At 62.2% G+C, this 24,469-nt stretch carries 25 protein-coding genes; 6 read left to right on the plus strand and 19 right to left on the minus strand.

Annotated features, from left to right (window positions below; genetic code table 11):
- Nucleotides 1–8 precede the first annotated feature (8 nt).
- Together O8W32_06235 and O8W32_06240 are read left to right on the plus strand one after the other, a co-directional pair.
- Nucleotides 9–314, plus strand: coding sequence for a hypothetical protein (locus O8W32_06235; protein ID WII08768.1), 306 nt, complete (start codon nt 9–11; stop codon nt 312–314).
- A complete protein-coding gene (locus tag O8W32_06240; GenBank protein ID WII08769.1) occupies nt 311–937 on the plus strand; it encodes a 3'-5' exonuclease in 627 nt (208 codons plus the stop codon). Before O8W32_06235 ends, O8W32_06240 begins: the two co-directional genes overlap by 4 nt.
- A gap of 61 nt (nt 938–998) precedes the next feature.
- On the opposite strand, the gene O8W32_06245 is transcribed toward O8W32_06240, so the two are convergent.
- From O8W32_06245 to O8W32_06265, 5 genes are all read right to left on the minus strand, one after another.
- The gene (locus O8W32_06245; protein ID WII08770.1) at nt 999–1,382 is read right to left on the minus strand and encodes an AfsR family transcriptional regulator; all 384 of its coding nucleotides are present in this window, start codon (nt 1,380–1,382) and stop codon (nt 999–1,001) included.
- A 20-nt stretch (nt 1,383–1,402) separates the two neighbouring features.
- Complete coding sequence (gene ilvC / locus O8W32_06250) at nt 1,403–2,410, minus strand: ketol-acid reductoisomerase (protein WII08771.1); 1,008 nt, start codon at nt 2,408–2,410, stop codon at nt 1,403–1,405.
- A 383-nt stretch (nt 2,411–2,793) separates the two neighbouring features.
- On the minus strand, nt 2,794–4,461 hold the full coding sequence (ilvB, locus tag O8W32_06255) for a biosynthetic-type acetolactate synthase large subunit (protein WII08772.1): 1,668 nt from the start codon (nt 4,459–4,461) through the stop codon (nt 2,794–2,796).
- A 167-nt stretch (nt 4,462–4,628) separates the two neighbouring features.
- Nucleotides 4,629–5,006: a zinc-ribbon domain-containing protein gene (locus tag O8W32_06260; GenBank protein ID WII08773.1), complete on the minus strand. Its 378-nt coding sequence runs from the start codon at nt 5,004–5,006 to the stop codon at nt 4,629–4,631.
- Nucleotides 5,007–5,197: 191 nt separating this feature from the next.
- Complete coding sequence (locus O8W32_06265) at nt 5,198–5,746, minus strand: GNAT family N-acetyltransferase (protein WII08774.1); 549 nt, start codon at nt 5,744–5,746, stop codon at nt 5,198–5,200.
- A 93-nt stretch (nt 5,747–5,839) separates the two neighbouring features.
- Here O8W32_06265 and O8W32_06270 point away from each other — a divergent pair, with 93 nt between their 5' ends.
- The gene (locus O8W32_06270) at nt 5,840–6,943 is read left to right on the plus strand and encodes a hypothetical protein (GenBank protein ID WII08775.1); all 1,104 of its coding nucleotides are present in this window, start codon (nt 5,840–5,842) and stop codon (nt 6,941–6,943) included.
- Between the two features lie 38 nt (nt 6,944–6,981).
- On the opposite strand, the gene ilvB (O8W32_06275) is transcribed toward O8W32_06270, so the two are convergent.
- The gene (gene ilvB / locus O8W32_06275; protein ID WII08776.1) at nt 6,982–8,652 is read right to left on the minus strand and encodes a biosynthetic-type acetolactate synthase large subunit; all 1,671 of its coding nucleotides are present in this window, start codon (nt 8,650–8,652) and stop codon (nt 6,982–6,984) included.
- Between the two features lie 208 nt (nt 8,653–8,860).
- Between ilvB (O8W32_06275) and O8W32_06280 the strand changes: the two genes are divergently transcribed.
- Together O8W32_06280 and pgk are read left to right on the plus strand one after the other, a co-directional pair.
- Nucleotides 8,861–9,874 carry a type II glyceraldehyde-3-phosphate dehydrogenase gene (locus tag O8W32_06280; protein WII08777.1) on the plus strand — a complete coding sequence of 338 codons (1,014 nt, stop codon included), beginning with the start codon at nt 8,861–8,863 and terminating at the stop codon, nt 9,872–9,874.
- A gap of 9 nt (nt 9,875–9,883) precedes the next feature.
- Nucleotides 9,884–11,122, plus strand: a complete 1,239-nt coding sequence (pgk, locus tag O8W32_06285; protein WII08778.1) for a phosphoglycerate kinase — start codon at nt 9,884–9,886, stop codon at nt 11,120–11,122.
- On the opposite strand, the gene O8W32_06290 is transcribed toward pgk, so the two are convergent.
- From O8W32_06290 to O8W32_06340, 11 genes are all read right to left on the minus strand, one after another.
- Nucleotides 11,116–11,826 carry a hypothetical protein gene (locus O8W32_06290; GenBank protein WII08779.1) on the minus strand — a complete coding sequence of 237 codons (711 nt, stop codon included), beginning with the start codon at nt 11,824–11,826 and terminating at the stop codon, nt 11,116–11,118. The two genes, pgk and O8W32_06290, sit on opposite strands and share 7 nt — an antisense overlap.
- Before the next feature lie 104 nt (nt 11,827–11,930).
- Nucleotides 11,931–12,449 carry a nitroreductase family protein gene (locus O8W32_06295; protein ID WII08780.1) on the minus strand — a complete coding sequence of 173 codons (519 nt, stop codon included), beginning with the start codon at nt 12,447–12,449 and terminating at the stop codon, nt 11,931–11,933.
- Nucleotides 12,450–12,521: 72 nt separating this feature from the next.
- Nucleotides 12,522–12,800 carry a hypothetical protein gene (locus O8W32_06300; protein WII08781.1) on the minus strand — a complete coding sequence of 93 codons (279 nt, stop codon included), beginning with the start codon at nt 12,798–12,800 and terminating at the stop codon, nt 12,522–12,524.
- Between the two features lie 105 nt (nt 12,801–12,905).
- On the minus strand, nt 12,906–14,066 hold the full coding sequence (locus O8W32_06305; GenBank protein ID WII08782.1) for an aminotransferase class I/II-fold pyridoxal phosphate-dependent enzyme: 1,161 nt from the start codon (nt 14,064–14,066) through the stop codon (nt 12,906–12,908).
- 6 nt (nt 14,067–14,072) lie between these two features.
- Entirely contained in the window at nt 14,073–14,918 is an 846-nt protein-coding gene (gene dapF / locus O8W32_06310) for a diaminopimelate epimerase (protein ID WII08783.1), read from the minus strand.
- Nucleotides 14,915–16,177 carry a diaminopimelate decarboxylase gene (gene lysA, locus O8W32_06315; protein WII08784.1) on the minus strand — a complete coding sequence of 421 codons (1,263 nt, stop codon included), beginning with the start codon at nt 16,175–16,177 and terminating at the stop codon, nt 14,915–14,917. The genes dapF and lysA overlap by 4 nt, the downstream gene beginning before the upstream one ends.
- A complete protein-coding gene (locus O8W32_06320) occupies nt 16,177–17,544 on the minus strand; it encodes an aspartate kinase (protein ID WII08785.1) in 1,368 nt (455 codons plus the stop codon). The genes lysA and O8W32_06320 overlap by 1 nt, the downstream gene beginning before the upstream one ends.
- Entirely contained in the window at nt 17,538–18,320 is a 783-nt protein-coding gene (dapB, locus tag O8W32_06325; protein ID WII08786.1) for a 4-hydroxy-tetrahydrodipicolinate reductase, read from the minus strand. The genes O8W32_06320 and dapB overlap by 7 nt, the downstream gene beginning before the upstream one ends.
- A gap of 4 nt (nt 18,321–18,324) precedes the next feature.
- Nucleotides 18,325–19,212: a 4-hydroxy-tetrahydrodipicolinate synthase gene (dapA, locus tag O8W32_06330; GenBank protein ID WII08787.1), complete on the minus strand. Its 888-nt coding sequence runs from the start codon at nt 19,210–19,212 to the stop codon at nt 18,325–18,327.
- A 1-nt stretch (nt 19,213) separates the two neighbouring features.
- Nucleotides 19,214–19,636 (minus strand): Lrp/AsnC family transcriptional regulator, encoded by a 423-nt coding sequence (locus O8W32_06335; GenBank protein ID WII08788.1) that lies wholly within the window; start codon nt 19,634–19,636, stop codon nt 19,214–19,216.
- 162 nt (nt 19,637–19,798) lie between these two features.
- Nucleotides 19,799–21,469: a mechanosensitive ion channel family protein gene (locus tag O8W32_06340; GenBank protein WII08789.1), complete on the minus strand. Its 1,671-nt coding sequence runs from the start codon at nt 21,467–21,469 to the stop codon at nt 19,799–19,801.
- Between the two features lie 53 nt (nt 21,470–21,522).
- Between O8W32_06340 and O8W32_06345 the strand changes: the two genes are divergently transcribed.
- Complete coding sequence (locus O8W32_06345) at nt 21,523–22,323, plus strand: hypothetical protein (GenBank protein ID WII08790.1); 801 nt, start codon at nt 21,523–21,525, stop codon at nt 22,321–22,323.
- On the opposite strand, the gene amrS is transcribed toward O8W32_06345, so the two are convergent.
- Both amrS and thiL read right to left on the minus strand, forming a co-directional pair.
- On the minus strand, nt 22,313–23,317 hold the full coding sequence (gene amrS, locus O8W32_06350) for an AmmeMemoRadiSam system radical SAM enzyme (protein WII10049.1): 1,005 nt from the start codon (nt 23,315–23,317) through the stop codon (nt 22,313–22,315). The genes O8W32_06345 and amrS overlap by 11 nt on opposite strands.
- Nucleotides 23,313–24,272, minus strand: coding sequence for a thiamine-phosphate kinase (gene thiL / locus O8W32_06355; GenBank protein WII08791.1), 960 nt, complete (start codon nt 24,270–24,272; stop codon nt 23,313–23,315). The genes amrS and thiL overlap by 5 nt, the downstream gene beginning before the upstream one ends.
- Between the last annotated feature and the right edge of the window lie 197 nt (nt 24,273–24,469).

Here is a 24,469-nt window from a genome sequence, read left to right on the forward strand (position 1 = left end):
CCTCTCAATTGGTAAGGTTCTACAAATGCAGCAGCTGCGCCAACACGTTCATCAGCGACGAATGGCACTCGTACTGCCCTCACTGCGGCGCCCACGGCTGGAGCACCGACAAGGTGTTCTTCTTCAAATGCTCTGGGTGCGGCAGGATCTTCATGGGCGATGATATCGACCAGACCTGCCCCTTCTGCGGCGGTTCCGGCTGGAAGGCCGAGGATTTCGCGTTCTTCAGGTGCGGGCGGTGCGGGAAGTACTTCGTCGGCGACGGGCTCAACGAGAGGTGCTCGTTCTGCGGCGGGTCGGGCTGGAGACAGTGAGGCCTGCCGTCGAGTGGGATGCCCTCATCGAGAGGAAAGGCGGCTACCGTTCCGTGTGCAGGGCCCGCCCGCTGCGCGGGGCGAACGTCCTCATCGATCCCGACGACTACGTCTGCATCGATATCGAGACCACCGGGCTCTCGCCTGCCCGCGAATCGATCATCGAGATTGCGGCGTACCGCATGAGGGAGGGGGCCATGGATGATGCGTTCGTCTCGTTCGTGAGGCCCGATAAACATGTAAGCTCCTTCATCACGTCGCTCACCGGCATAACCGACGCCGATGTCGAAGATGCGCCCCTGCCGTCCGAGGTTCTCCCCGATCTGAAGGATTTCGTCGGCGGCGATCCCATCCTGGGGCACAACGTCAGTTTCGACATGAACTTCATCCACGATGCCTGCCTGCGGGAAGGGATCGAGCCCATCGGGAACGACTTCTTCGATACCAAGAACATCGCCAAGTGGGGGCTGCCGGGACTGGAGAACGGAAAGCTGGAGACCGTTGCCGAATATCTCTGCATACCGCTCGGGGTCCATCACCGCGCAGGCGCCGATGTGGAGACCACTGTCAGATGCTATGAGGCGATGGTTAAGGGCAGGGAGCCCATATTCAGACGAAAATAATCAAAAAAGTTTTTACTTATCTTCACTGAGCGGTCTCAAAACCGATCGCAGTGTCTCAGGTTCAGATCTGCTGTATGAGGGTGATGTTCTGCCTGTCGCCGGAATTCTCCAGGCCTGAGCAGTCGCCTTCGATGCGACCGAACTTCACAAGCGGGTATTTCCAGACGGGCCTGCCGTCGTCCCCGCTGAGGGGCGTGGGCCCGTAGAAGATGACCATAGCGTTGACCTTCGGCCACCAGCATATGTCGCCTGCGTCGAAAACAGTAGCCGCCTCGCCTTTGATCTCAGGGTCCGCAGGCAGTTCGAAGTAGTACAGGCCGGAGACCTGATTGGCCTCCGCCTTGTACTCAGGAGATGAAAGGAACCAGACCGAGCTGCCTATATCGCTCTCGTCGAGCAGGGCGGGGTAATCCCCGCACCTTGTTCTTATGAGCAGTTTCAGCACGGTCCGGCCCCCGAAGGCCATCAGTTCTTCGCAGCCTTGCGCTGGAAGAGAGACCTGACCATGGCGCCGGTCTTCTCGATGTCCTTCTTGGACTCGGCGTCCATCATCTTGTGGAGGTTGACGAGGCCGTTGGCCCACTCCTGCCTCCACTCGGTCTTGAACTCGCCGGCGTCGATCTCGCGGTAGATCTCCTTCATGCCCTCGATGGACTTGTCGTTGATGACCCTGTCCCTGCGGGTGAGGCCGCCGTACTTGGCGGTGTTGGAGCAGACGTTCCACATGTAGGTGAATCCGCCGGAGGTGATGAGGTCGATGATGAGCTTGCACTCATGGTCGCACTCGAAGTAAGCGACGATGGGCGGGAAGCCGTTGTCGACAAGGGTCTGGTATCCGGACTGGATCAGCTTGGAGAGGCCGCCGCACTCGACAGCCTGCTCGCCGAAGAGGTCGGATTTGGTCTCGTAATCGAAGTTGTCGACCTCGAAGGTCCCTGCGCGGGTGGCTCCGAGCCCTTTCGCGAGAGCGAGAGCGATCTTCTTCGCGTTGCCGGTGAAGTCCTGGTGGACGACGATGAGGGCGGGGACACCGAATCCCTCGACGAACTGCTGCCTCTCGGCGTCTCCGGGGGCCTTGGGCGCCATCATGATGACGTCGACGTTCTTCGGGGGGACGATCAGCTTGTAGGTGATGGCGAAACCGTGGGCGAAGTCAAGGGCCGCGCCCTCTTTCAGGTTGGGCTCGACGTACTGCTTGTAGACATCGGGCTGGGTCTCGTCGGGGGTGAGGATAAGGACGACATCGGCGTCCTTGACGGCCTTGTCCATGGTGGTGACGGTCATTCCTCCGTCTTCCTTGGCCTTCTTCCAGGAAGGTCCGTTCTCCCTGACGCCGACGGTGACATCGAGGCCGGAGTCCCTGAAGCAGAGGGCCTGTGCGCGGCCCTGGGCACCGTATCCGATGACGGCGATCTTCTTTCCTTTGAGGACGTTGAGGTCTGCGTCCTCATCATGGTAGATTTTTGTTTCCATGAATGATTCCTCTGAATGTCCCTTTATACTTCGCTTTATAAGTATGTTTGCGGGGCTTATTATTGCCTGGTATCAGCAGGGATTTGCGCCGACAGGAAAACTGCTGACCCAGCCTTATATCATTATTACAAAATGTTCTGAATGTTATTAAATTGAAAGAATATAATCCGCAAAATCACAGTTCTTCAAATACAGGTCAGAACATAATCCCGATATGGCCGATGCAGCCCGGCATATCAGGCGCGAAAAATACCTGGAATAAACGGCCCTTCTCAACATGTTCATCAGCGGCCTCATCGAAGACGGGACCGATGAAAAGGAATAGTGTACCTGGAGTTCGTCACAGGATCGGGGTTGCGGGCCTTCCGGCCCGCTGAATTATCTCAGAACTTGCAGCGCCCTTTGACCGGCGGCAGGGCCGGGTTCGGGGGCAGCATCGGGAGGGCATCCTCCTCCGGGTCGCAGTGTATGTCGACCACGCAGGTCTCCCCGCAGTCGAAGGCCTCCTTGAGGGCGTCGCGCACCTCGCCGGCACGCTCGACGGTGATCCCCTTGGCGCGGTACGCTTTGGCGATCAGCGCGAAGTCGGGGTCGTCCCCCAGCTCGGTCTCGGAATAGCGCTTGTCCCAGAACAGCTTCTGCCACTGCCTGACCATGCCCAGCCATCCGTTGTTGAGCAGGACGACGACCACCGGGAGCTTCTCCGCGACCGAGGTCGCCAGCTCCTGGATGACCATCTGCAGCCCTCCGTCGCCGACGACGGCCGCCACTTTGCAGTCTGGGCGGGCGGCCTTGGCGCCTATGGCGGCCGGCAGCCCGAACCCCATGGTCCCGAACGACCCGGAGGACAGCAGCTGGCGGGGCCTCTTGATGTCCAGGAAGTGCATCGCCCACATCTGGTTCTGCCCGACGTCGGTGGTGATGATGGTATCGTCGTCGATGAAGGCATTGAGCTCTTTCATGACCTTCTGCGGGACGATCGGGGAGGTGAAGTAGTCATAGTCGCAGGTGCACCGCTTCTTCCATTCGGTGTTCATCCTCCTCCACTGCTCCCGGTCGGCCGGAGCCTCTCCCAGGGCATCGAGGATCAGGCCGAGGGCCTTCTTCGCATCGGCCTTGATGTTGACGGCCTCCCTGTTCGCCTTCCCGAACTGGGTGGCGTCGATGTCGATTTGGATGACCCTGCAGGTCTTCGCCGGGGCGGTGTGGGGCGAGTACGTCCTGTCCGAGAACTTGGTGCCGACGGCGATGACGAGGTCGGCGCTGCTGAATGATTCCTGGGCGCACATCCTCCCGTGCATGCCGAGGGCCCCCATGCAGTACGGGTCCGAGCTGGGTATGATGCCGATGCCCATCAGTGGGGTGACGACGGGCGCGGAGATGGCGCGCGAGAGCCTGCGGACCTCCTCGGAAGCGCCCGCTCCGATGGCGCCGCCTCCTGCCATGATGACGGGGCGCTGGGACTCCCTGATGAACCTGACAGCATCGGGTATGCCGGAAAGGTCCTCCGTCGGTTCCTTGATGCCGTAATGCTGCTCGGTGAGCGATTCGTCGATCTCGGCGTTGATCTGGTCGACCGGGAGGTCGATATGGACCGGCCCGGGCCTTCCGGAGCGGGCGATCTGCCACGCCTCGTCGATGGCATGCGGCAGCCTGTTGACGTCCGTGACCCTGAAGTTGTGCTTGGTGACGGGCATCATGAGCGAATAGGCATCGACCTCCTGGAACGCCTCGGAGCCTAGGACCTTGGAGCCGACCTGGCCTGTGAGGGCGATCATCGGCACGGAGTCCGCGTAGGCGGTGGCGATCCCGGTGAGCATGTTGGTGGCCCCCGGCCCGGAGGTGGAGAGGCAGACCCCTGTCTCCCCCGATGCGCGGGCGAAGCCGTCGGCGGCATGGCCGGCGCACTGTTCGTGCCTGACCAGGATATGTCTGATCGAAGATTCCCTTATCTCGTCGTAGATGGGGATGACGGAACCTCCCGGGTATCCGAACATCGTCTCGACGCCTCTGTCCTCCAGCATTTTGAGCAGAGCTCTGGAGCCTTTCATGCGAATCGGCCTGTAATCGCTTTGAATTATAAATAAGGGGAAGAGCCCGGGAGCCCGCTGGGTGCGCGCTGAAAAACTTCATTCCTGCAATATGCGCCTGAACTTTCTGTCTTCGATAATCGCTTTCGCGTATACGATCACAGCCGGCGCTGTCGGTGCCCGGTCTCTCAGTCCAGGTATCCGAAGGCCGAGAGGGCGAACAGGAGGTCGAGCCCGAGCCCGACCAGCCATCCCATCGAAGCGCCGGTCAGCGCGGAGGCTGTTTTGCTCTGCGGCCCGTACCCGCCGACGAACACGAACGGGAAGAACAGGAGGCCCCAGATACCCAGCAGGAAGCCCATCGCCATGCCCAGCAGGAAAGATGCCCAGAAGACCTTGCCGAAGGTGACGGGACGGGAACCGGAATCTTCTGTCTGGGTATGCTGAATGGAGTCCGTCCCGGAAGACGAGCCGGTGCCGTTCTCGTCGCGGATGATGGCCCCGCAGTAGGGGCAGAACGAATACTCTTCGTCTATCGGCTTCCCGCATTCGGTGCAGTATCTCATGCGAACCTTCCGACCGGAGCCATACCGTCCTCCGAGATAAACCGCTCTATGACAGATATCTCAGGATGACATTACTCGAGAAAGATGCTCGGAAGGAATCGTTCCCAGCGGAAACGGGCTCCGCGGACGGGCGTGCGCATCGACACCCTCGAGGTCAAATCGTTCCCAGCGGAAACGGGCTCCGCGCATCTTCATGCCGACATCGGCTTCAGACCGCATCGGTCGGGCTGAAACGCATCATCCGGGCCTCGGAGGCACAGGTAATGGATGATGATGTCCTCGTAGCTCCCGTCCTTCATGCGGAAGCCCCCGGGGATGGTACCTAGCTGCCTGAACCCCATCTTGCGGTACAGTGCCAGCGCAGGATAGTTGGTGGTCACAACCGCATTGAACTGGATGATCCGGAACCCGGCCTCCCGAGCCCTCTCGATCGAATCCTTCACGAGGATCTCCCCGATGTGCCTGCCGCGGGCGCTCCGCTCGACTGCATAGCTGCAGTTGGCGATATGCCCGCAGCGGCCCACGTTGTTGGGGTGGAGGATGTAGAGACCCAGCGCCTCATCGGTCTCGGTGTCGCGGGCAATCCCGGTGAAGGTCTGAGACGAGAAGAATTTCTCCGCTTCCGGCGGCGTGAGGTCATCTTCCTGCGGGTAGGCGATCCCGTCATCGACGACCTCGTTCCAGATGCGCGCCGCATCTTCTGCGTCCTTCGCGGCGAATCCCTCTATCTTCACGGGCATGTTTCGGACGATTGCCCCTCGGATATTTAGTTGGAATCTCTTTGTTCCGGCCGGACCGCCATCCGTATAACGGTATTCGGCGTTAGACGCTGCATGGAAAAGCCGATCGGAGGCCGCGGGCGTTATTCGTGGCCGCTGTCATCCCCCGCTTGCCGGGTCTCGCTCGCCGACGACGTCCTTGATGAGGAGAACCCCAGGACGGTCCTCGATCCCTACGTGACCGACGGAGCGGTGAGCCTGGCCTGCGCCTACCGCGGCATCGCGGGCACCGGGCTGTGCCCCGACCCCCTCCTGCTGAAGCTGACTCAGGCGAAGACCGGCATCTACGGGGAGAAGACCGCGGAAACGCTGGGATATTCCTGCGCGACCATCACCGACGAGGTCTTCTGGGAGTCCGACACGGACCCGCTCCCGGAGATCGCCGGGACCTACGGCTACGAACCGGCACGCGGCGATTTCCTGGCGCGCTGGCTCTATCAGCTTCCGAAAGAGAGCAGGGACGAGATCAGGGACCTTCTGTTCGTTTCATACCTGAGGGCGTCGGAACTCCTGATGGGAACAGGGGTTTTCGACGAATCCATCGGGATGGAGACCTTCTGGGACGGCGTCTCGCAGGTCAGGGACACCCTTCCGGACAATCCCTCGGTCCCGGCGTCGCTCTCGGAAGGCGGCGCAGACGGCATCCCGTGCCCCCTGAGGAAGCATTACGGCCTGATCCTGTCGTTCCTGCCTTCGCCGTCCGCATCGTACGACATGGGATACAGGACGCTGGCACAGAGGTCCGGAGTATTCACGGACAGGACGGTCATGAGGCGCCGGGACGCTCAATGCATCGGGATGCCGCTGGAACCGATGGCGGATTACATGAAGGAGTGGACGCCGTCCGGGCCCGCTCCGTCCTCGATATCCGACGCCCTTTCGGAACTTGAAGGCCGTCCCGAGTACATGTTCATCCGCCGCTATGCGGAGGATATCGGGGAACTGATCGCATCCGTCGGCGAGGTCCTCGGGGGATCGAAGGCCGTGTTCTTCGCCGGCAATGCCGTGATCGACGGCATCGAGATCCCGACGGAAGCCCTGATCCCCGAGCTGGCCGAGAAGGCAGGGCTGAAGTGCCAGGAACCGGAGAAGGTTCGCATACGCGATAATTTCCGCGGGCTCGCCGACTGGAGGTTCGACATCTCCGGAGGGGCCTGAAGCTTCAGTCTGCCACAAAGCCGGCGTTCTTCGAACGCTTACACCCTGTACGGGCATCTGCCCATGACGATAGGAACCTTGGGGTCCTGGAGGATCATCGGGGTGATGTCGGCCTCGGGGTCGCAGTGTATGTCGATGAGGCAGGTGATGTCGGACTTGATGCCGCGTTCCAGGGCCTCGCGGATCTCCGAGGATTTGGTGACGCGGATCCCCCATGCGCCGTAGCTCTCGGCGATCTTCACGAAATCGGGGTCGGCATCGAGTTTGGTGCCGCTGTACCTCTTGTTCCAGAACAGCTTCTGCCACTGCCTGACCATGCCCAGCCATCCGTTGTTGAGCAGGACGATGGTGACGGGGATGTCCTCCGCGACCGAGGTCGCCAGCTCCTGGATGACCATCTGCAGCCCTCCGTCCCCGACGATGGTGAGGACCTTGGCCTCCGGCCTGGCGACCTTCGCGCCGAGGGCCGCCGGGAGGCCGAACCCCATGGTCCCGAAGGACCCGGAGGTTATGAACTGCCTCGGGTACCTGACATCGAGGCAGTGCATCGCCCACATCTGGTTCTGCCCGACATCCGTGGTGACGATGGTGTTCCTGTCGGCCAGGAGGCGGTTGATCTCGTGCATGACCTTCTGCGGGAGGATGGGGTCGGCATCGTAATCGAAGTCGCACTGGCACAGCTTCCTGAGCTTGGTGTAGCGGCCGTCCCACTCGGAGTGGGCGTCCTTGTACCCCCTGAGCCTGTCCAGGAGCATCCTGGTGCCTTTCTTCGCATCGCACTGGATGTTGACGCTGGGCAGCTTGGACTTCCCGAACTGGGTGGCGTCGACGTCGATCTGGATGACCCTGCAGGTTTCCGCCGGCATGGTATGGGGGTTGTACGTCCTGTCCGACATCTTGGTGCCGATGGCCAGGACCAGGTCGGCCGACTGGAAGGCGTCGAGCGCTCCCATCCTGCCGTGCATACCTAGGGGGCCGAGGTTGAGCGGGTGCTCCGAGGGGACGACGCCGAGCGACATCAGCGTGGTGACGATCGGCATGCCGGTGAGCTCGGCGAGCTTGACGACCTCCTCCGAGGCGTTGACGGCCCCGCCTCCGACCAGCATGATGGGGCGCTCCGCGCTCCTGATGAGGGAGACCGCATCGGACATCCCCGACAGGTCCTCGGCCGGGGGCTTGACGCCCCAGCTCTTGGTGAGGAGCTCCGAATCGATATCGGAGTTGATCTGGTCGACCGGCATATCGATGTGGACCGGCCCGGGCCTGCCCATCTGGCATATCTTCCATCCCTCGTCGATGGCGTGCGGGAGCCGTTCCGGGTCGAGGACGCGGAAGTTGTGCTTGGTGACGGGCATCATCAGGGAATAGGAGTCGACCTCCTGGAACGCCTCGGCGCCCAGGAAGCTGGTGCCGACCTGCCCTGTGAGGGCGATCATGGGTATGCTGTCCGCGTAGGCGGTGGCGATGCCGGTGACGAGGTTGGTAGTCCCGGGGCCGGAGGTGGCCAGGCAGACCCCGGGCTTGCCGGAGGCGCGGGCGTAACCGTCGGCCATATGGGCGGCGCACTGCTCGTGCCTGACCAGGATATGCCTCACGTCCGACTCCAGGAACTCGTCGTAGATCGGGATGACGGTGGCGCCCGGGTATCCGAAGACGTTCCTCACGCCGCGGTCCTCGAGCATCCTGAGAAGCGCTTTCGAGCCTTTCATGCGAATCAGGACGCTATCTACTGACAATTATAAAATATCGGACCATCCGGAGGCCGCTTCCGGAGGCGCGGACGCCCCGGGCGGCCGCTCCCCGCAGAGGCCTCAGGGCCCTGCCGCGGGGCCTCTGGCACTTATCGTACGGGCCTGCAGGGCCCGCTTAGATTACTATTATATGAGTGGACGCTATCGTTTCTCCAGTGAAGATCCCATGGCTAAGATAAAGGTCGGAGTCAACGGCTACGGAACGATCGGCAAGAGGGTCGCGACGGCGGTCCTGGCACAGGACGATATGACGCTCATCGGGGTGTCGAAGACGAGGCCCACGTTCGAGGCGCAGACGGCCGTCGCCGCCGGAATCCCCCTGTACGTCCCCGCTGAGAGCATCCCCGCCTTCGATAAGGCCGGGATCAAGGTCGCCGGGACCATCGACGACCTCATCGCCGCATCCGATATCATCGTGGACTGCACCCCCGGGACCGTGGGCCCGGAGGACAAGGCGAAATACGAGAAGGCCGGGAAGAAGGCCATATTCCAGGGCGGCGAGGAGCACGGCCTCACCGGCGTATCCTTCAACTCCACTGCGAACTACAAGGATTCGTGGGGGATGCAGTTCTCCCGCGTCGTGAGCTGCAACACCACCGCCCTCCTCAGGGCCCTCAGCGTCCTCGACAGGGAGTGCAAGATCAAGAACGCCTACGTCACCATCGTCCGCCGCGCGGCCGATCCCGGCGACAGCAAATCGGGGCCCATCAACGCCCTGGAACCGTCGGTGTCCCTCCCGACCCATCACGGGCTCGACGTCAAGTCCGTCCTCCCCTGGCTGGACATCACAACCATGGCGATCAAGGCCTCCACCACCCTCATGCACATCCAGGCCGTGGTGGTCAGGCTCGGCAAGGAGATCACCACCGAGGAGGCAGTCGCCATGTTCGCCAAGATGCCTCGCGTGAGGCTGATCTCCTCCAAGGACGGGCTCAAGAGCACCGCCCAGATCATGGAGCTGGCGCGCGAGCTCGGCCGCAGCAGGTCCGACATGTACGAGATCTGCGTCTGGTCGGACGGGATCAAGATGGTCGGCGACACCCTGTACTACTATCAGGCCGTCCACCAGGAGTCCGATGTCATCCCCGAGAACATCGACTGCATAAGGTCCATGTTCAAGATGATGGAGGGGCCCGAGTCCGTGGCCAAGACCAACAGGGCGCTCGGCATCGATCACTGAGGCAGGAACATGGAGGACACGTACAACACGCTGGGCGACATGAACTTCCGCGGGAAGAGGGTTCTCCTCAGGGTTGACATCAACTGCCCGATGGACAGGCAGACCCTGAAGATCATCAACGACTCGAGGATCCGCGCGGTCATACCCACCATCAGGGAGCTCATGGGCAAGAGGGCCAAGGTGGTCATCCTGGCCCATCAGAGCAGGAAAGGCAAGTGGGACTTCACCGATCTGTCCCAGCACGCTGCGATCCTGGCGAGGGACCTCAACGCCCCCGTGAAGTATGTGGACGATGTCATCGGCGAGAAGGCGGTCGCCGCCATCAAGGAGGTCGGCGAGGGGGAGGTCCTCCTCCTCGGCAACGTCAGGGCCATAGACTCGGAGGTCGCCAAGCTCGATTCCGTGGGGCATTCCAAAGGCGAGATCGTCACCGCCCTCGCCCCGCTCTTCGACATCTACGTCTGCGACGCTTTCGGCGCCGCCCACAGGTCCCAGTGCTCCCTGGTCGGCTTCGAGGAGGTCCTTCCCTCCGCTTCCGGCCGGCTGATGGCCAAGGAGATGTATGCCCTCAGGACCATCTTCAACAACCCCCGCCGCCCGTCCGTTTTCATCCTCGGAGGGGCCAAGTTCGGGGACATCCCGCACATGATCGAGAGGGTCCTCGGCAACGGCACCGCGGACACCGTCATCGTGGTCGGGCTCGCCGGCAACGCCTTCCTCATGGCGAGGGGCGTCGACATAGGCGGGGCCTCCAGGGTCCCGCTGGCGGAGGAGCTCACCCCCGAGAACTTCGCCCGTGCCAAAGAGGTCATGGCCAAGTTCGGCCAGAAGATCCTCCTGCCGGTGGATGTGGCCGTCGAGAAGGACGGGAAGAGGGTCTCCGTGCTCACCGGCGACATGGCCGACGCGGGAGCGGCGCTGGACATCGGCGACAAGTCGATCGAGATCTTCCGGAAGGTCATCGAGCAGGCGAAGACCTCGTTCATGAGCGGCCCCGCCGGCATGTTCGAGAAGCCCGGCTTCGAGAACGGCACCAAGGCCATCATGAACGCCATGGTCGACAGCAAGGGGCTCTCCGTCCTGGGCGGAGGGCACACGTCGGCCGCCGCCGAGAGGTTCGACCTCGCGGATTCGATGTCCTACGTGAGCACTGGCGGAGGCGCCCTGGAGACCTTCCTGCTCAGGGAGCCCCTGCCGGTCATCGATGCCCTGGAGAAGTCCAGGGAGAAGTTCGGGAACGGTCAGTGATCCCTCTCGAAACCGTCCAGCCAGCCGTTAGTGGTGTTGATCAGCTCCATCAGGTAGCGGCGCTGGGTCATATCGTAGGGGTCGCAGAGCTCCAGCTGGAGGTTGAGCTTCTCCACGTTGCTGCGGCCCCAGGCGATGATCTTCTGGTTCTCCGCCAGGTACCTTCTGTTCCTGGCACTCTGGAGATCGGTCAGTCTCCCGTCGCGCTCGGCCCGGGACACGAGCTCCGAGAGCCTCTCCATCTGCTTAGTGTAAGCTTCGCACTTCCCGTCGTACTCGATGTACTTGGAGGCCACCTCGCACCGGGAGAGCAGTTTGGACGCCCAGCCGCGGTACTGCGAAGGGCACATGTCGGAATCCATCGACAGATGCACTGCGCTGTACTGCACCAGGTCGCAGATGAGCTTCAGGATGCCGGCGGCCTTCTCCCTGAGGGCATCGGAAGGGAAGTTGAAGCAATGGGCGGAGGTGTCGCGGAGATCGGTGAAGACGATGTCCGCCAGCTCCATGTAGGTCCTCGAGACGCTTCTGAAGTTGACGTCTTCAGGCACTTCGCGGCCCATCTCCGCCAGTTTCCTCTCGGTCAGCGCCTCGTAGCAGTCCAGCGCAATCATCTTCCCGGCCTTCTCCAGGTACTCGTTGTCGACGACCATCTGCTCATAGCTGAACGAGGCGCAGGCGTTCCTGAGCTCTCCCAGCAGCACCAGGAGCTCCTCCGGCCCGGCGTCTTCCGTCGCCTCCGAGAAGGTCTCCTCGGGCGTTCCCCTGACCTCTCCGCTCAGGAGGGTCTATGCGTCCATGCCGCCCCTCACTCTCCGCTGCGGGCGGCATCGAACGATGCGAATACCTCCCTGGGGGCCTTCTCCCTCACGGTGCCCTCCTCGGCAGGATATCCCACCGGCATGATGGCTGTCAGGACGGCGTCCTCTGGGATGGCGAGCGCGCGCTTGACCATGTCGGAATCGAAATGGCCCATCCAGACGGTGCCGAGGCCGAGCGCGGTGGCCTCGAGCATCATATTCGTGAGCGCGATGGAGCAGTCGACGACCTTCGAGCTGATCCCGCACTTCATGGTCCTGTCGTTATCGGCATAGACGGCGATGACACAGGGCGCCGAAGAGACCCAGGAGAAGGGATCGCAGGCCTCGGCGATGATCCCGATCTCCTCCCGGTCGATCGCGAAGACGGCGCGGACGCGCTTCTCGTTCATGGCCGACGGGGCCAGCCTGCCTGCGTCGGCGATAAGGTCGAGCTTCTCCTTCTCGATCGGCCTGTCCTCGAACTTCCTGATGCTCCTGCGGGCTTTGATCGCGTCGAGTACTTCCATATGCCGGGAATGATGTTCCAGGCGGATAAAAAACAAACGAGTCGACCCGGAGATGGGTCCGGGTAAGTGGTTTCACTCCTGTTTCCTGCACCAGATGAGCCCTATCACGATGGACAGGATCGCGATGGCGATGACGACGGCTGCGTACTCGTACACGTCGTCGGTCTGGGAATCGCTGTCGTCGCTTTCGGCGAGGAATACGGAATCGCCGCTGTCAGCGTCAGCCTGCTGGGTCTCGGCCTGCGCGTCGTCGGAGCCGAGGCCGGCGATGCCGAAGGCGCAGGCGGCCAGGACAACGGCCGCAGCGAGGGCGGTCAGCCCGTTCCTGTGCTGTTTGAAGATGTTCTCCATTTTAATCACGTTTCTATGCGGGGTAATCCGGATGCAATTAGAAAAAAGGTTTGGCTGGCTCAGGGCGGACGGCGCCGTACGCCCCGCCCGGAATGCCCGGGAGGCTCAGTCGTTCTTCTTGCCCATGCGCTTGAGCGCGATCTCGATCTGGTCGATGGGCTTGGTGGCGGCCATCCTGATGTAGCCCTCCTCGCTCCCGAAACCGGTGCCCGGGGTGACGATGACGCCCTTGTCGATCATGTCCTTGGTGAAGTCCCCGGAGTTCCTGCCGCAGTTGAACCAGACGTAGAAGGTCCCCTTGGGCATGTCGCACTCGTAACCGAGGTCCCTGAGCCCCTCGACGATGACCTTCCTCCTCTCGCCGTACTCCTCGATGTTCTTCCTGGCGGCGTCCTTGAGCTCGCCCTTGTCGTTGTACATCTGCAGGGCGGCGATGGCGGCCTTCTGGATGAATATGGGCGCTCCGGAATCGATCTGCCCCTTGCACTTGGTGAGCCCTGCGACGAGGTCCTCGTGGCCGACCGCGAAGCCCAGCCTGAAGCCGGTCATGCAGAAGGTCTTGGACATGGACATGAACTCGATGGCGTTCTTCCCGGCCTGCATGACCGAGGGCGCCCTGAACCCGTCGAAGGTCATCTCGCAGTAGGCGTTGTCGTAGGCGAGTATGGTCTTGTTCCTGCCGGCCCACTTCATGACCTTCTTGAGGTAATCGACGTCCGCCACTGCCCCGGTGGGGTTGTTGGGGTAGTTGAGGTACATCATCCTCGCATGCTCGGGGCAGTCATCGACGTCCAGGAGCCAGTTGTTCTCGTGCTTCAGCGCGACCTTCTCGCAGACGGCGTTGTTGAAGATGCTGGCGGCGCCGGAGTAGACCGGGTAGCCGGGCGCGGGGGCGATGATCGTCTCGCCGTCGTTGACGAACGCCTGGGCGATGTTGAAGATGGCCTCCTTGGACCCGATCGTCACGCAGACGTTCGCGTCGGGATCGATCTTCGCGTTGAACCTCTTCTTGTAGTATTCGGCGATGGCCTCCCTGAGGTCCTTCTCGCCCTGGGACGAGGAGTATTTCTGGTTCTCGTTGACATCGGCGGCCTTCTTCATCGCCCTGACGATCTCGCCGGGGCAGGGGAGGTCCGGGTCCCCGATGCCGAAGTCGATCATCTTCACGCCCTCCGCCCTCTTGGCGGCGGCGAGCTTCTCCAGCCTCACGAACAGATAGGGAGGGAGCTTCTGGAGCCTTTCAGCCTGCTTGTAGCTTACCGGCATTCTTCATCACCTGAGATATTCTATGTTTCCTTCGTAGACCAGCTCTGCCGGCCCCTCCATGAGGACGCGGTCCAGCTTGGAGCTGGCATTGATCTTGAGCCATCCGCCCGGGAGGCGGACGTCGACGGGCGTGTCGAACGGGACCAGCCCGTTCAGCGCGGCCGCCACCGTGGTGGCGCACGCCCCGGTCCCGCAGGCCAGGGTCCATGCCGCCCCTCTCTCGTACACGCGTATGTATATCTTACCGTCCCTGACCTGGGCGAACTCGACGTTGGTCTTCTTGGGGAAGAACGGATGCTTCTCCAGCAGGGGGCCGAGGCGGTCGATCTCGGAGTCGCTCAGGGGGTCGAAGGTGATGAAATGGGGGTTGCCCATGGATACCGCGTTCGCCCTGAACTTGGCCCCGTACGCCTCGAACGGCTGGTTGATGAAACGGCCGTCGAAGTCCACCGGGACCTTCCTGCCGTCGAGGATGGGAGCGCCCATGTCTATCTGCACACGGGAGACCCAGTCGTCCTCCGGGTCCTTGGACACCTTGGCGCTGAGGATTCCCCTGCCGGTCATGATCTTCATCTCGCCGGGGCCCGCTAGGCCGGTGTCCGCCGCATGCTTGGCGACGCAGCGGATCCCGTTCCCGCACATCTCCGCTATGGAGGAGTCCGAGTTCACCACGGTCATGGTGATGTCGGACCCGTCCTTCCCGGGCTGGATGTAGAGCACGCCGTCCGCGCCGATGCCGAAATGGCGGTCGCAGACCTGCTCCGCCCAGGCCGGGTCCACCGGGACAGGGTCGTGTATGCAGTCCAGGACGATGAAGTCGTTCCCGATCCCGTGGTACTTCCAGAACTTCATCGCTGCAGCCTCTCCGGGACCTTCTGGTGCCTCCACTGCTCCTCGGGGGTCTCCCTCTCGCGGATCAGCTCGGCCTTTCCGTCGTTGACCAGGACCTCGGCGGGCAGCGGGCGGCTGTTGTAGTTGCTCGCCATCGTGAACCCGTAGGCGCCCGCGTCGTAGACGACCATGATGTCGCCCTCCTCCACCTCGGGCAGGACGCGGTCATGTCCCAGATAGTCTCCGCTCTCGCAGAGCGGGCCGGCGATGTCGTACCTCGAGGTGCAGGCCCTGCCGAACTTGCTCCCGTCGGCGATGTAATGGAACGAGCCGTACATGGCCGGGCGGATGAGGGTGTTGAACCCGGCGTCGACCCCCACGTACTTCTTCGTCTCCGCGTCCTTGATGTCCGTGCAGGCGGTGAGCAGCACGGTCGAGTCGGCGACGATGTACCTCCCCGGCTCGATGATGATCTTCCTGACGTCGGTGTTCTGCTCGAAGACGTCGGTGACCTCCGAGGCCATTCCGTCGAGGTCCATCTCGTCCTCGTTGGGCTTGTACGGGACGCCGATGCCGCCGCCGATGTCCACGAAGTCCAGCTTGATGCCCGCTTCGTCTATCTGGTTGATGAGCTCGGCGAGGACCTCCGCCTCGTCGACGAACGGCTCGACGGACTGCCCGCCGGACCCGATGTGAGCGTGTATGCCGACCGGCTCGAGCCCGATGTCGAGCGCATGCAGGTAGGTCTCGACGACCTTGTCCCTCGGGATGCCGAACTTGGCCCCCTTGTTGCCGGTGATGACCTTCTCGCCGTGGCCGGAACCGACCCCGGGGGTGATCCTGAAGGACACCTTGGTGCCCGGGGCGATGCGGGCCAGCTTCTCCATCTCGGAAACCGAGTCGAGGTTGATGCGGACGCCCGTCTCCACGACCTGCTTTAGCTCTTCCTCGCTCACGAACACGCCGGTGTACATGATCTTGGAGGGGTCGAACCCGGCCTTGAGGCAGGTCTCCACCTCCCCGATGGAGACGGCGTCGATCCCCGCGCCCTCCTGGCGGAGGATGCTCAGTATCGCGAGATTGGTGTTCGCCTTGCAGGCGTAGTGGACCTCGGTCTCCATGTACTTGGAGAAAGCACTGTAGACCGCCCTGTAGTTCTCCCGGACCCTCTGCTCGTCCGTGACGTACACGGGCGTGCCGAACTCCTTCGCTATGTCCTCCACGTTCATGCCGGCGAAGATCATCTTCCCGTCCCGGCTCTCGAAATCGCGCATGGCCATTATGCATTCCCTCCGTCCTCGACGAACTTCTTGTGCAGTATCCTGATGGTGTCCAGCACATGCGCCATGGGCACTACGAAATTGAGGGACACGTCGGACGCGCCCTCGCTTATCATCTGCACGTTGGCATGCGCTTCCTTGACGGCGCCGAAGATCTCCCCGGACACGCCGCAGGTGGTGAGCAGGTTGTCGCCGACGCAGCAGATGAGGGCCACGTCGCCGGTCACGTCGATCCTCTCGATGTCCTCGCTCTCGAGCTCGTTGAGCTTTCTCAAAGTATCCTTGACATCGTTGTTGTGGATGAGCAGGGCGACGGTCGAAAGGGTGGTGCTTATCGAGTAGATGGCGTCGTTGTTCTCGGAGATCTTGGCGAGGATCCTGGTGACGATCTCGGGCCGGTAGGCGATCTCCGGGGAGCTGATGCTTATGATGGACAGGTCGGTCTTGGCCGCCACCGAGCGCAGCAGCTCGTTCTTGGGCTTCCTGAACTGGGAGATGAGGGTGCCTCTCTCCTCGGGCTTGAACGAGTTCCTGACCCACAGGGGGATGTGCTTCCTCCTGACCGGCTCGATGGTCCTCGGGTGGAGGACCTTGGCTCCGAAGTACGCGAGCTCGGCCGCCTCGGTGTAGCTCATCTCGTCGATCTTGACCGCATGGGGGACGATCCTGGGGTCGGCGGACATGAACCCGTCGACGTCCGTCCAGATGTCGAGCCTGTCGGCGTTGAGGGCGTTGGCGATGACCGCTGCGGCGTAATCGGAGCCGCCGCGGCCGAAGGTCAGGGGGAGCCCGTCCTTCTTGACGCCGTAGAAACCGGTGATCACGGGGATGAAGCCGCGGTTGATGTAGGGCATCACGTTGATGTTCATCGCCCTCTCGGTCTCCACCAGGTCGGCGTTCCCGTTGAGGGGGGAGCCGACGGCGCGGATGCCGCAGTCCTCGGCGGTGAGGGCGACGGAGTCATGCCCCAGCGCCCTGAGCTTGTGGCACAGCAGGAGGGAGGAGAACCTCTCCCCCTGGGAGGTCACGTTGTCCCTGTAATAGGGGTCCTTCATGGCGTACTCGTCGAAGAGGAGCCTGCGGAACGCCTCCATCCTGGGCCTGAACTCCTCCAGGAAGGCTGAGTACTGCTCGTCGTTGAGCATGGCCTTGGCGACGTCGAGATGCTTCTTCTCGAACGTGGCTAGGGCCTCGTCCCTCTTCCCGGGTATGTCCTCGCAGAGCCCCACGAGGAAGTTGGTTATCCCGGACATGGCCGAGGTGACGACTACCTTCGAGCCGTCCGTCTTGAGAACAATGCCGGCGACCCTTTCGAGCGCCTCTATGGAACCTACGCTGGTCCCTCCGAACTTCATGACTGTCAGCATAATCCGAGCACCTCGTCCATGCTGTGGACCTTGCCGTCCCTGTGGGCGGCGGCCCACTTGATCGTTACTATGCACCCTCTGGCGAACACCTCGCGCGATATGGCGCGGTGGGTGAGCTCCAGCATCTCGCCGTTGGCGGCGAAGATGACCGTATGGTCGCCCACGATGTCGCCGGCGCGGACCGAGTGGACCCCGATCTCGCGCTGCCTCGGGCCGACGACGCCCTTCCTGCCGTAGACGACGCGCTGGATGGCGGTCGCGGCCTGGAGTCTGCGGACGGCCTCGGCGGCGGTGCCGGACGGGGCGTCCTTCTTGCGGTCGTGGTGCATCTCGATGACCTCGATATCATATCCCGGGAGCATCCCGGCCATGTCGCCGCAGAGCTTCCAGAAGACGTTGACCCCTACCGCGAAATTGGCCGAGACCACGGCGGAGGACCTCTTGGAGGCAACTTCCCTCGCCATCGCGGAGATGGCCTTCTCGGGGACCGCGGTGGTGCCGATGACCACCGAGCATCCGGCCGCGGCCGCCGCCTCGATGGCGGGCCCTGCCGCCTCCGGCGACGTGAGGTCGACGTACACATCGCATCCGCCGAGGACCTCGCCCAGGCGGTCGGGCCCCACGGCCTTCACGCCGAAGACGTCCTCGCCGACGTGCCCTCCGTTCTGCGAGACCACCGCGCCCGTGAGCTCGAGCTCCGGGTCCTCGGAGGCGAGCCTGCAGACGATGCTCCCGAGCCTGCCGGTGGCACCGGCCACCGCCACCCTGACGGCCAAGGGATCACAGTCCGTAGGCGTCGATGAGGGGGTCGACGACCGCCATCCCCTTGTCGGAGAGGGGGGTCAGGGGCAGCCTGGGGTTGTTCAGCCCGAATCCCATGTGCGACATAACGTACTTGATGGGTATGGGGTTGGATTCGCAGAACAGGCCCTTGAACATCGGCATCAGGGCATCGTTCATCTTCTCCGCTTCCGCGAACCTGCCGTCCCTGCAGGCCCTGACCATTTCGGACACCTGCTTGGGCATGCAGTTGGACGCCACAGAGAATACTCCTTCCGCGCCCGCCCTCATCATGTCGAAGGTCATGTCGTCGTTGCCGGAGAGGACGTTGAACCCTTCGGGCCTCCCGGCGAGGGTGGACTTTACCTGCTCCATGTTCCCGCAGGCCTCCTTGATGCCGCAGATCCCGGGGATCTTCGCCAGCTCTATCTGGGTTCTGCTGTCGATGTTGATCCCGGTCCTGCTGGGGACGTTGTACACGATCACCGGTATGCCGGCCATCTCCGCGATGGACATGTAATGCAGGTAGATGCCGTGCTGGGTCGGCTTGTTGTAGTAGGGGCAGATGGAGAGGATGGCGTCGGCGCCCATGTCGGCCGCCTCCATGGAGAGGTCGATGGCCTCCCTGGTGCAGTTGCTGCCGGCCCCGGCAACGACCTTTGCCTTCTTCGCCTGGTCTATGACGATCTTGATGACGTTGAGGTGCTCTTCCCTGCTGAGGCAGGCGGCCTCGCCGGTGGAGCCGCAGGGCAGGAGCATGTCCACCCCGTTCTCCTCCTGGAAATCGACGAGCCTCCTGAGGGCCTCCTCGTCCACGGTGCCGTCCCTCTTGAAGGGGGTCACCAACGCCGTTCCGGTTCCCTTGAACTTGCTGCTCTCTGCGTACATGTCAATTCTCTCCGAAATGCTCCTTCAGGATTAGGCGGGTCCTGGTGCTCAGCACGTTGTCGTACTTGCGCACCTTCTCGATGATGTCGTTCAGGTTCTGGGTGGACTCGACGTCCACGATGGCGATTATGTCCTGGTCGCCGGTGACCTCGAAGACCTCGGTCACCCCGTCGTACTCCGACATCCTCCTGGCTATCTCCTCGGTGTCGGTGTTGACATCGATGCTGACCTCGACCAGTGCCTTCACGTTCTTGGAGCTCGTCTTGATGGTGAACCCGCGGATCACTCCGTCCTCGGTCATCTTGTGGACCCTGCTCCTCACCGTCCCCTCGGACACGCCAAGCTGGTCCGCTATGTCCACGTAGGGGCAGCGGGAGTCCTTCTTCATGATCTCGAGGATGCGCTTGTCTAGGTTGTCTATCATTTTCGGCACCGCCTGGAACCTTATGGGGGCGGTGTAACATTCGTTGCTATATAACAATAATGAAGGAAAGGCGGGAATCCGCAGTAATGGCCGTCTGCGGTTAAGGAAAACATGAAGTTGTTTACGATTTCCGAGGACGGACCGCCCGTCCCCGGAAACCGCTCAGGCGCTGCCGGCAGGGGACGGGCCGCTGCCGTCCGCGCCCTCGTTGGGGAACGCCTTGCCGCCGTCCTCCACCACGATGCGGGTGTAGTCGATGTCGATGCCGTTCTCCTTGAAGGCGGCGTACAGGGCCTGGCGGATCTGCCCGCGGACGGTGTAGCTGGTGTTGAAGTCGTCCACGTACATTCCCATCTTAACCTGTATGTTGCTGTCCTCGAACTCCTCGACGCGGGTGTAAGGCCTTCCGTAGGAGCCGTCGGTGATGACGTGCGGGTTGGCTGAGGCGACGTCCTGCATGATCTGCCTGACCTTGTTCAGGTCGGAGTCGTAGGACACGCTCATCGAGATGTAGCACTTGTAGACCGTGGTCTCCCTGGTGATGTTCTTGATCCTGGAGGTCTCAAGGGTCGAGTTGGGCATGATGTTGATGTCGGTGTTGTCCCAGTTCTCCAGCTGGGTGTTCATGATGTTGACCTCGCGGACGCGGTACACCGTGGTGTCCGTGCCCACCTGTATGAGGTCGCCCTTCTGGAACGGCCTGGTGGCGAGGATGACCAATCCGGAGAAGAACTGCGACAGCACATCCTTGGCGCCCATCGATATGCCTAGGGATATCAGTCCGGCCGAGGTGATGATGGCCGCGACGTCCACTCCGAACATGCTCAGGGCCACGATGGTGACCACGGTGGCGATGGCGATCTCCCCTATGTACATGAAGAGCGGGCGCAGGCTGTCGTAATCCTTCCTGTGGCGGTCGTCCTTGTTCCCGATCCTGGTGATGATCACATCGACGACGAGCTTGTAGAGCCTCCATCCGACGATGGCCCCGACGATCAGGTAGCAGACGTAGAAGACGCGGTTGACGATGTCGATGTACTCCTCGTCAGTCCCTGCGATGCGGAGGACCTGCCCGATGGCCCACAGTATGATGATGACGTGGCAGAGGTCGTACAGGGTCTTCTTCATGTATTCCCTGTCCGGATCGTCCTTCTTCATCACGATCCTGACGCACACCGGGACCGCGATGAGCATGATGACGTATCCGATGGCCAGGAGGCCGAAGAACGAGACGATCGCAGTGAACCAGACCTCGCCCATGATCCCGCTGAAGTCGTTCTCGATGAATCCCAGGAACTTGTTGTACTTGTTGCCCGAAGACAGGTCGGAGGTCACCTTGAGGTCTATCGATACGGATCCCGTCTCGGGCGTCCCGGAACCTGTGGAGTCGTACGACGTGATGAAAACGGTCAGGGTGTAATCTCCCTGATGTGCGTACCTGTCGGCGGATATTTCGATGTACGCCGTGTCCGAATTGGCCGTGCTGGTCGAGCCCGACACCTTGGCGGAAAGGGTCTTCGTGTTCTCCGGGTTCGATCCGCTGAAGTGCGCCGAGGCGCTGACCTTGCTGTTGTCGGTCGACGCCGACACGCTGATGTAATGGGCGTCGGTCGTGTTGTTGTTGATGAGCAGCAGGCTGGCCTGCGTGGTCCCGTTGGCCGAAACAGTGATGCTGTCCTGTTCGCAGATGTAGGCGATGTCCGTGACACCGTCTAGGTCTCCGTTGATGGCCGCTGACGAGTCGTCGGAATACTGGACGGGGACAATCGCCACCGCGAGCATGGCAAGGACGGCCGCTGCTGCGATGAGTAACTTGTTCCTGCTTCTGAACATACGTCTGCATGTAACCTCTCCCCTTTATTAATTAAACTCGTTTGGACTCGCGCATGGAGTTCACCGAGCCTTTGCAGGCAGCCGCAGCCGTCGTGTCCCTTGCGATCCTGGCATCGGCAGCATGCAGCGATATCCGCACCAGGGAGGTCCCGGACATCCACTGGGCATCGCTGGGTCTTATCGGTTCGGTGCTGTATGCGCTTCTGTGCGTGAGCGAGGAGGGGATGAGGTTCGACTGCCTTGCGGTGCCGGCGTGCCTTCTCATGGAGTTCGTAGCGGTGGCATTCCTCGAAGGGAAGGCGGCGGTATCAGCGGGCGCGGCTGCCGCCGTTCTGTTCTTCGCCGTGGTTGTTCAGGGCGACAGCCCGTACATAGTGACCCAGGGGCTTGTGTCCGCAGCCGCTGTGGCCGCCTACGCCGGCCTGTACTATGCCGGCGTGCTCCGCGGCGGCGCCGATGCAAAATGCCTGATGTCGCTGAGCATCGCGCTTCCGTACTATCCGGAGATCGGGCCCTTCCCTCTGATGCCGCCCGATCCGCGTATCGAGGAGTTCATCCCTCCGTCCCTGTCGGTGCTCTTCGTCGGAGCGGTCATCGCAGCGGCATGGGCGCTGATATGGTATGCGGTCCGCACGGACCGCGGCCGGATGAGGCTCGATGAGGCCGCGGGATCGTTCGTCTGGATATGCAGCGGCGAGGACAGCCGCGGAGAGGAGAAGGAAGCGGCGGCCGCCCGCCTGATGTCAGAAGGGGCCTCCGACGCCAAGGTGGTCTACCAGATACCGTTCATAGCGCCGCTGGCCATCGCATCGGCGGCCGTCGTCCTGCTGGGGAGCCCGCTGTTCATCTTATGATGTTCAGCTTGTGCTTGCAGAAGGCGCAGCGGTCCCCGTCGAGCCCGACGATGTCCACGCGGTAGCCGGTCCTCTTGATGACCGCGGCCCCGCATTCGGGGCAGTAGGTGTCGGACGCATCGTCATGTATGATGTTGCCCACATAGGCGTAATCCAGGCCGTTGTCCTCGGCCAGCTTCTGGAACCTGAGGAGGGTGTCCACTGGGGTCATGGGGACGGTCTCCATGTTGTAATCGGGATGGAAGCGGCTGAAGTGCACGGGGATGTCGGGGGAAAGGTCGTCCCTGACCCAGCGGACGAACTTCTCGACCTCCCCCGTGCTGTCGTTGTATCCTGGGATGACCAGGTACGTGAGTTCCAGGTGGACGCCCTGCTCGTGGACCACGCTGCAGGCGGTCTTGACCGATTCGAGGTCCCCGCCGCAGATCCTGCGGTAGAAGCGGTCGTTGAACGATTTGACGTCGATGTTCATGGCATCGCTGACCCTGCAGAGGTCCTTCATCGGGTCCTCGTTGAGATAGCCGTTCGTGACGAGGGCGATCCTCAGGTCCGGGTCGGCCTCGTGGACGTCCATGATGTACTCGTACCAGATCCCCGGCTCGTTGTACGTGAAGGCGATCTGGTCGAAGCTCTGCTGGCGGCAGAGCGCGGCGATGTCCTCCGCGGACTTGAAGGTGGTGCGCTTCTTGCCGAAGGACTCCATGGATATGGAGTAGTTCTGGCAGTACTGGCACTTGAAGTTGCAGCCGATCCCGCCGACAGAGAATATCCTGGTCCCGGGGCGGTAATGGTAGAACGGCTTCTTCTCGATGGGATCGACGGCGATGGATGACACTCTGCCGTAGTTGTAGGCCGTGAGCTTCCCGCCGGTGAACTTGCGGGAGCTGCAGAGGCCGAACTCCTCGCTGCCGATGAGGCAGCGGTGGGGGCAGAGGTCGCACCTTGCTCTGCCGTCCTCTATGTGCCAGTATGTCGCTTCTATATTGGGGTTAATAAATGCCGTCCGGCATCTCCCTCCTCTCGCCGCCTTCCGCGATGAATGCTCCCCTGCCGTTGTCGACAGAGCCGATTATCGAGAACGCCACCCCTGCCTTGTAGAGGGCGTCTATGTCCTTGGGGTCGAAGGTGAACAGGAGCTCGTAATCCCCGCCCCATCTGAGGGCGGTCTCCCTGAGGTCCTTCCTGCATAGGCGGCAGACCTCTTCCGTGTCCTCGCCCAAGGGAAGGAACTCCCACTCGATCTCCATCCCCGCATGCGAGGCGGCGCACACGGCGCGGCAGGCATTGCCGAGGCCGTCCGACAGGTCCATGCAGGACGTCACGATGCCGGTGCCGGCCATGGCCATCCCCTCTTCCCAGCGGGGGACCGGGACGCGGAAGGCGAACTCCGCATCGTCGAACCCCTCGAGGCCGTTCTGCTCCGCCAGGAACCCGGCCGCCGCCTCGCCGATGCACCCGGTCACGGCGACCACGTCGCCCGGGCGGGCGCCCGAGCGGGTCAGGGGCTTCCTGCCCTCGAAGCTCCCGAGGGCGGTGGCGGTCACGGTCCCGGGGCCGGGCTTGGTGTCCCCTCCCACGACCTCCGTCCCGCAGAACTCGCAGCATTGGTCGATCCCGCTGGCTATGTCGAGGAAGTCGGCCTCTTCCATGTCCCCGGGCATATCCATGGCCGCCAGGAGGCCGACGGGCCGGGCGCCCATGGCCGCCAGGTCGCTGAAGTTCACGGCCGCCGCCGTCCAGCCGAACTGCTCCCAGTTCATCCCGGGGGTCTTGTGCCTGGCCACCGAGACCGAGTCGGTGGTGGCCGCGATCCTGCCGTCGGAGAGGCCGCCGATGACCGCTGCATCGTCGCCGGGCCCGATGACAGTGGTCGCGCCCTGGCGGGGACGGCAGACCGAAAGCATGCGCTCTATCAGCCTCCTCTCTCCGATCGTCTCCAGGGTCGCCATGCTTTCCGTATCTGCATTCCGACTTTAAAATTGGTCTTCGGCCGAGGCCCTGCCGGCAGTCCAGAGATATCCGCGCCGACATAGGAATCTATAGATTATATATTTTATATAATCTTGATTTGTTAAAAAAATAAATATCAATATATGAAATTATGATTATTAAATATCTACAATCAAACTGATTGAAAGTCGATTTT

It is taken from the genome of Methanomassiliicoccales archaeon LGM-DZ1, from assembly GCA_030168595.1.
Lineage (GTDB): Archaea > Thermoplasmatota > Thermoplasmata > Methanomassiliicoccales > Methanomethylophilaceae > Methanomethylophilus.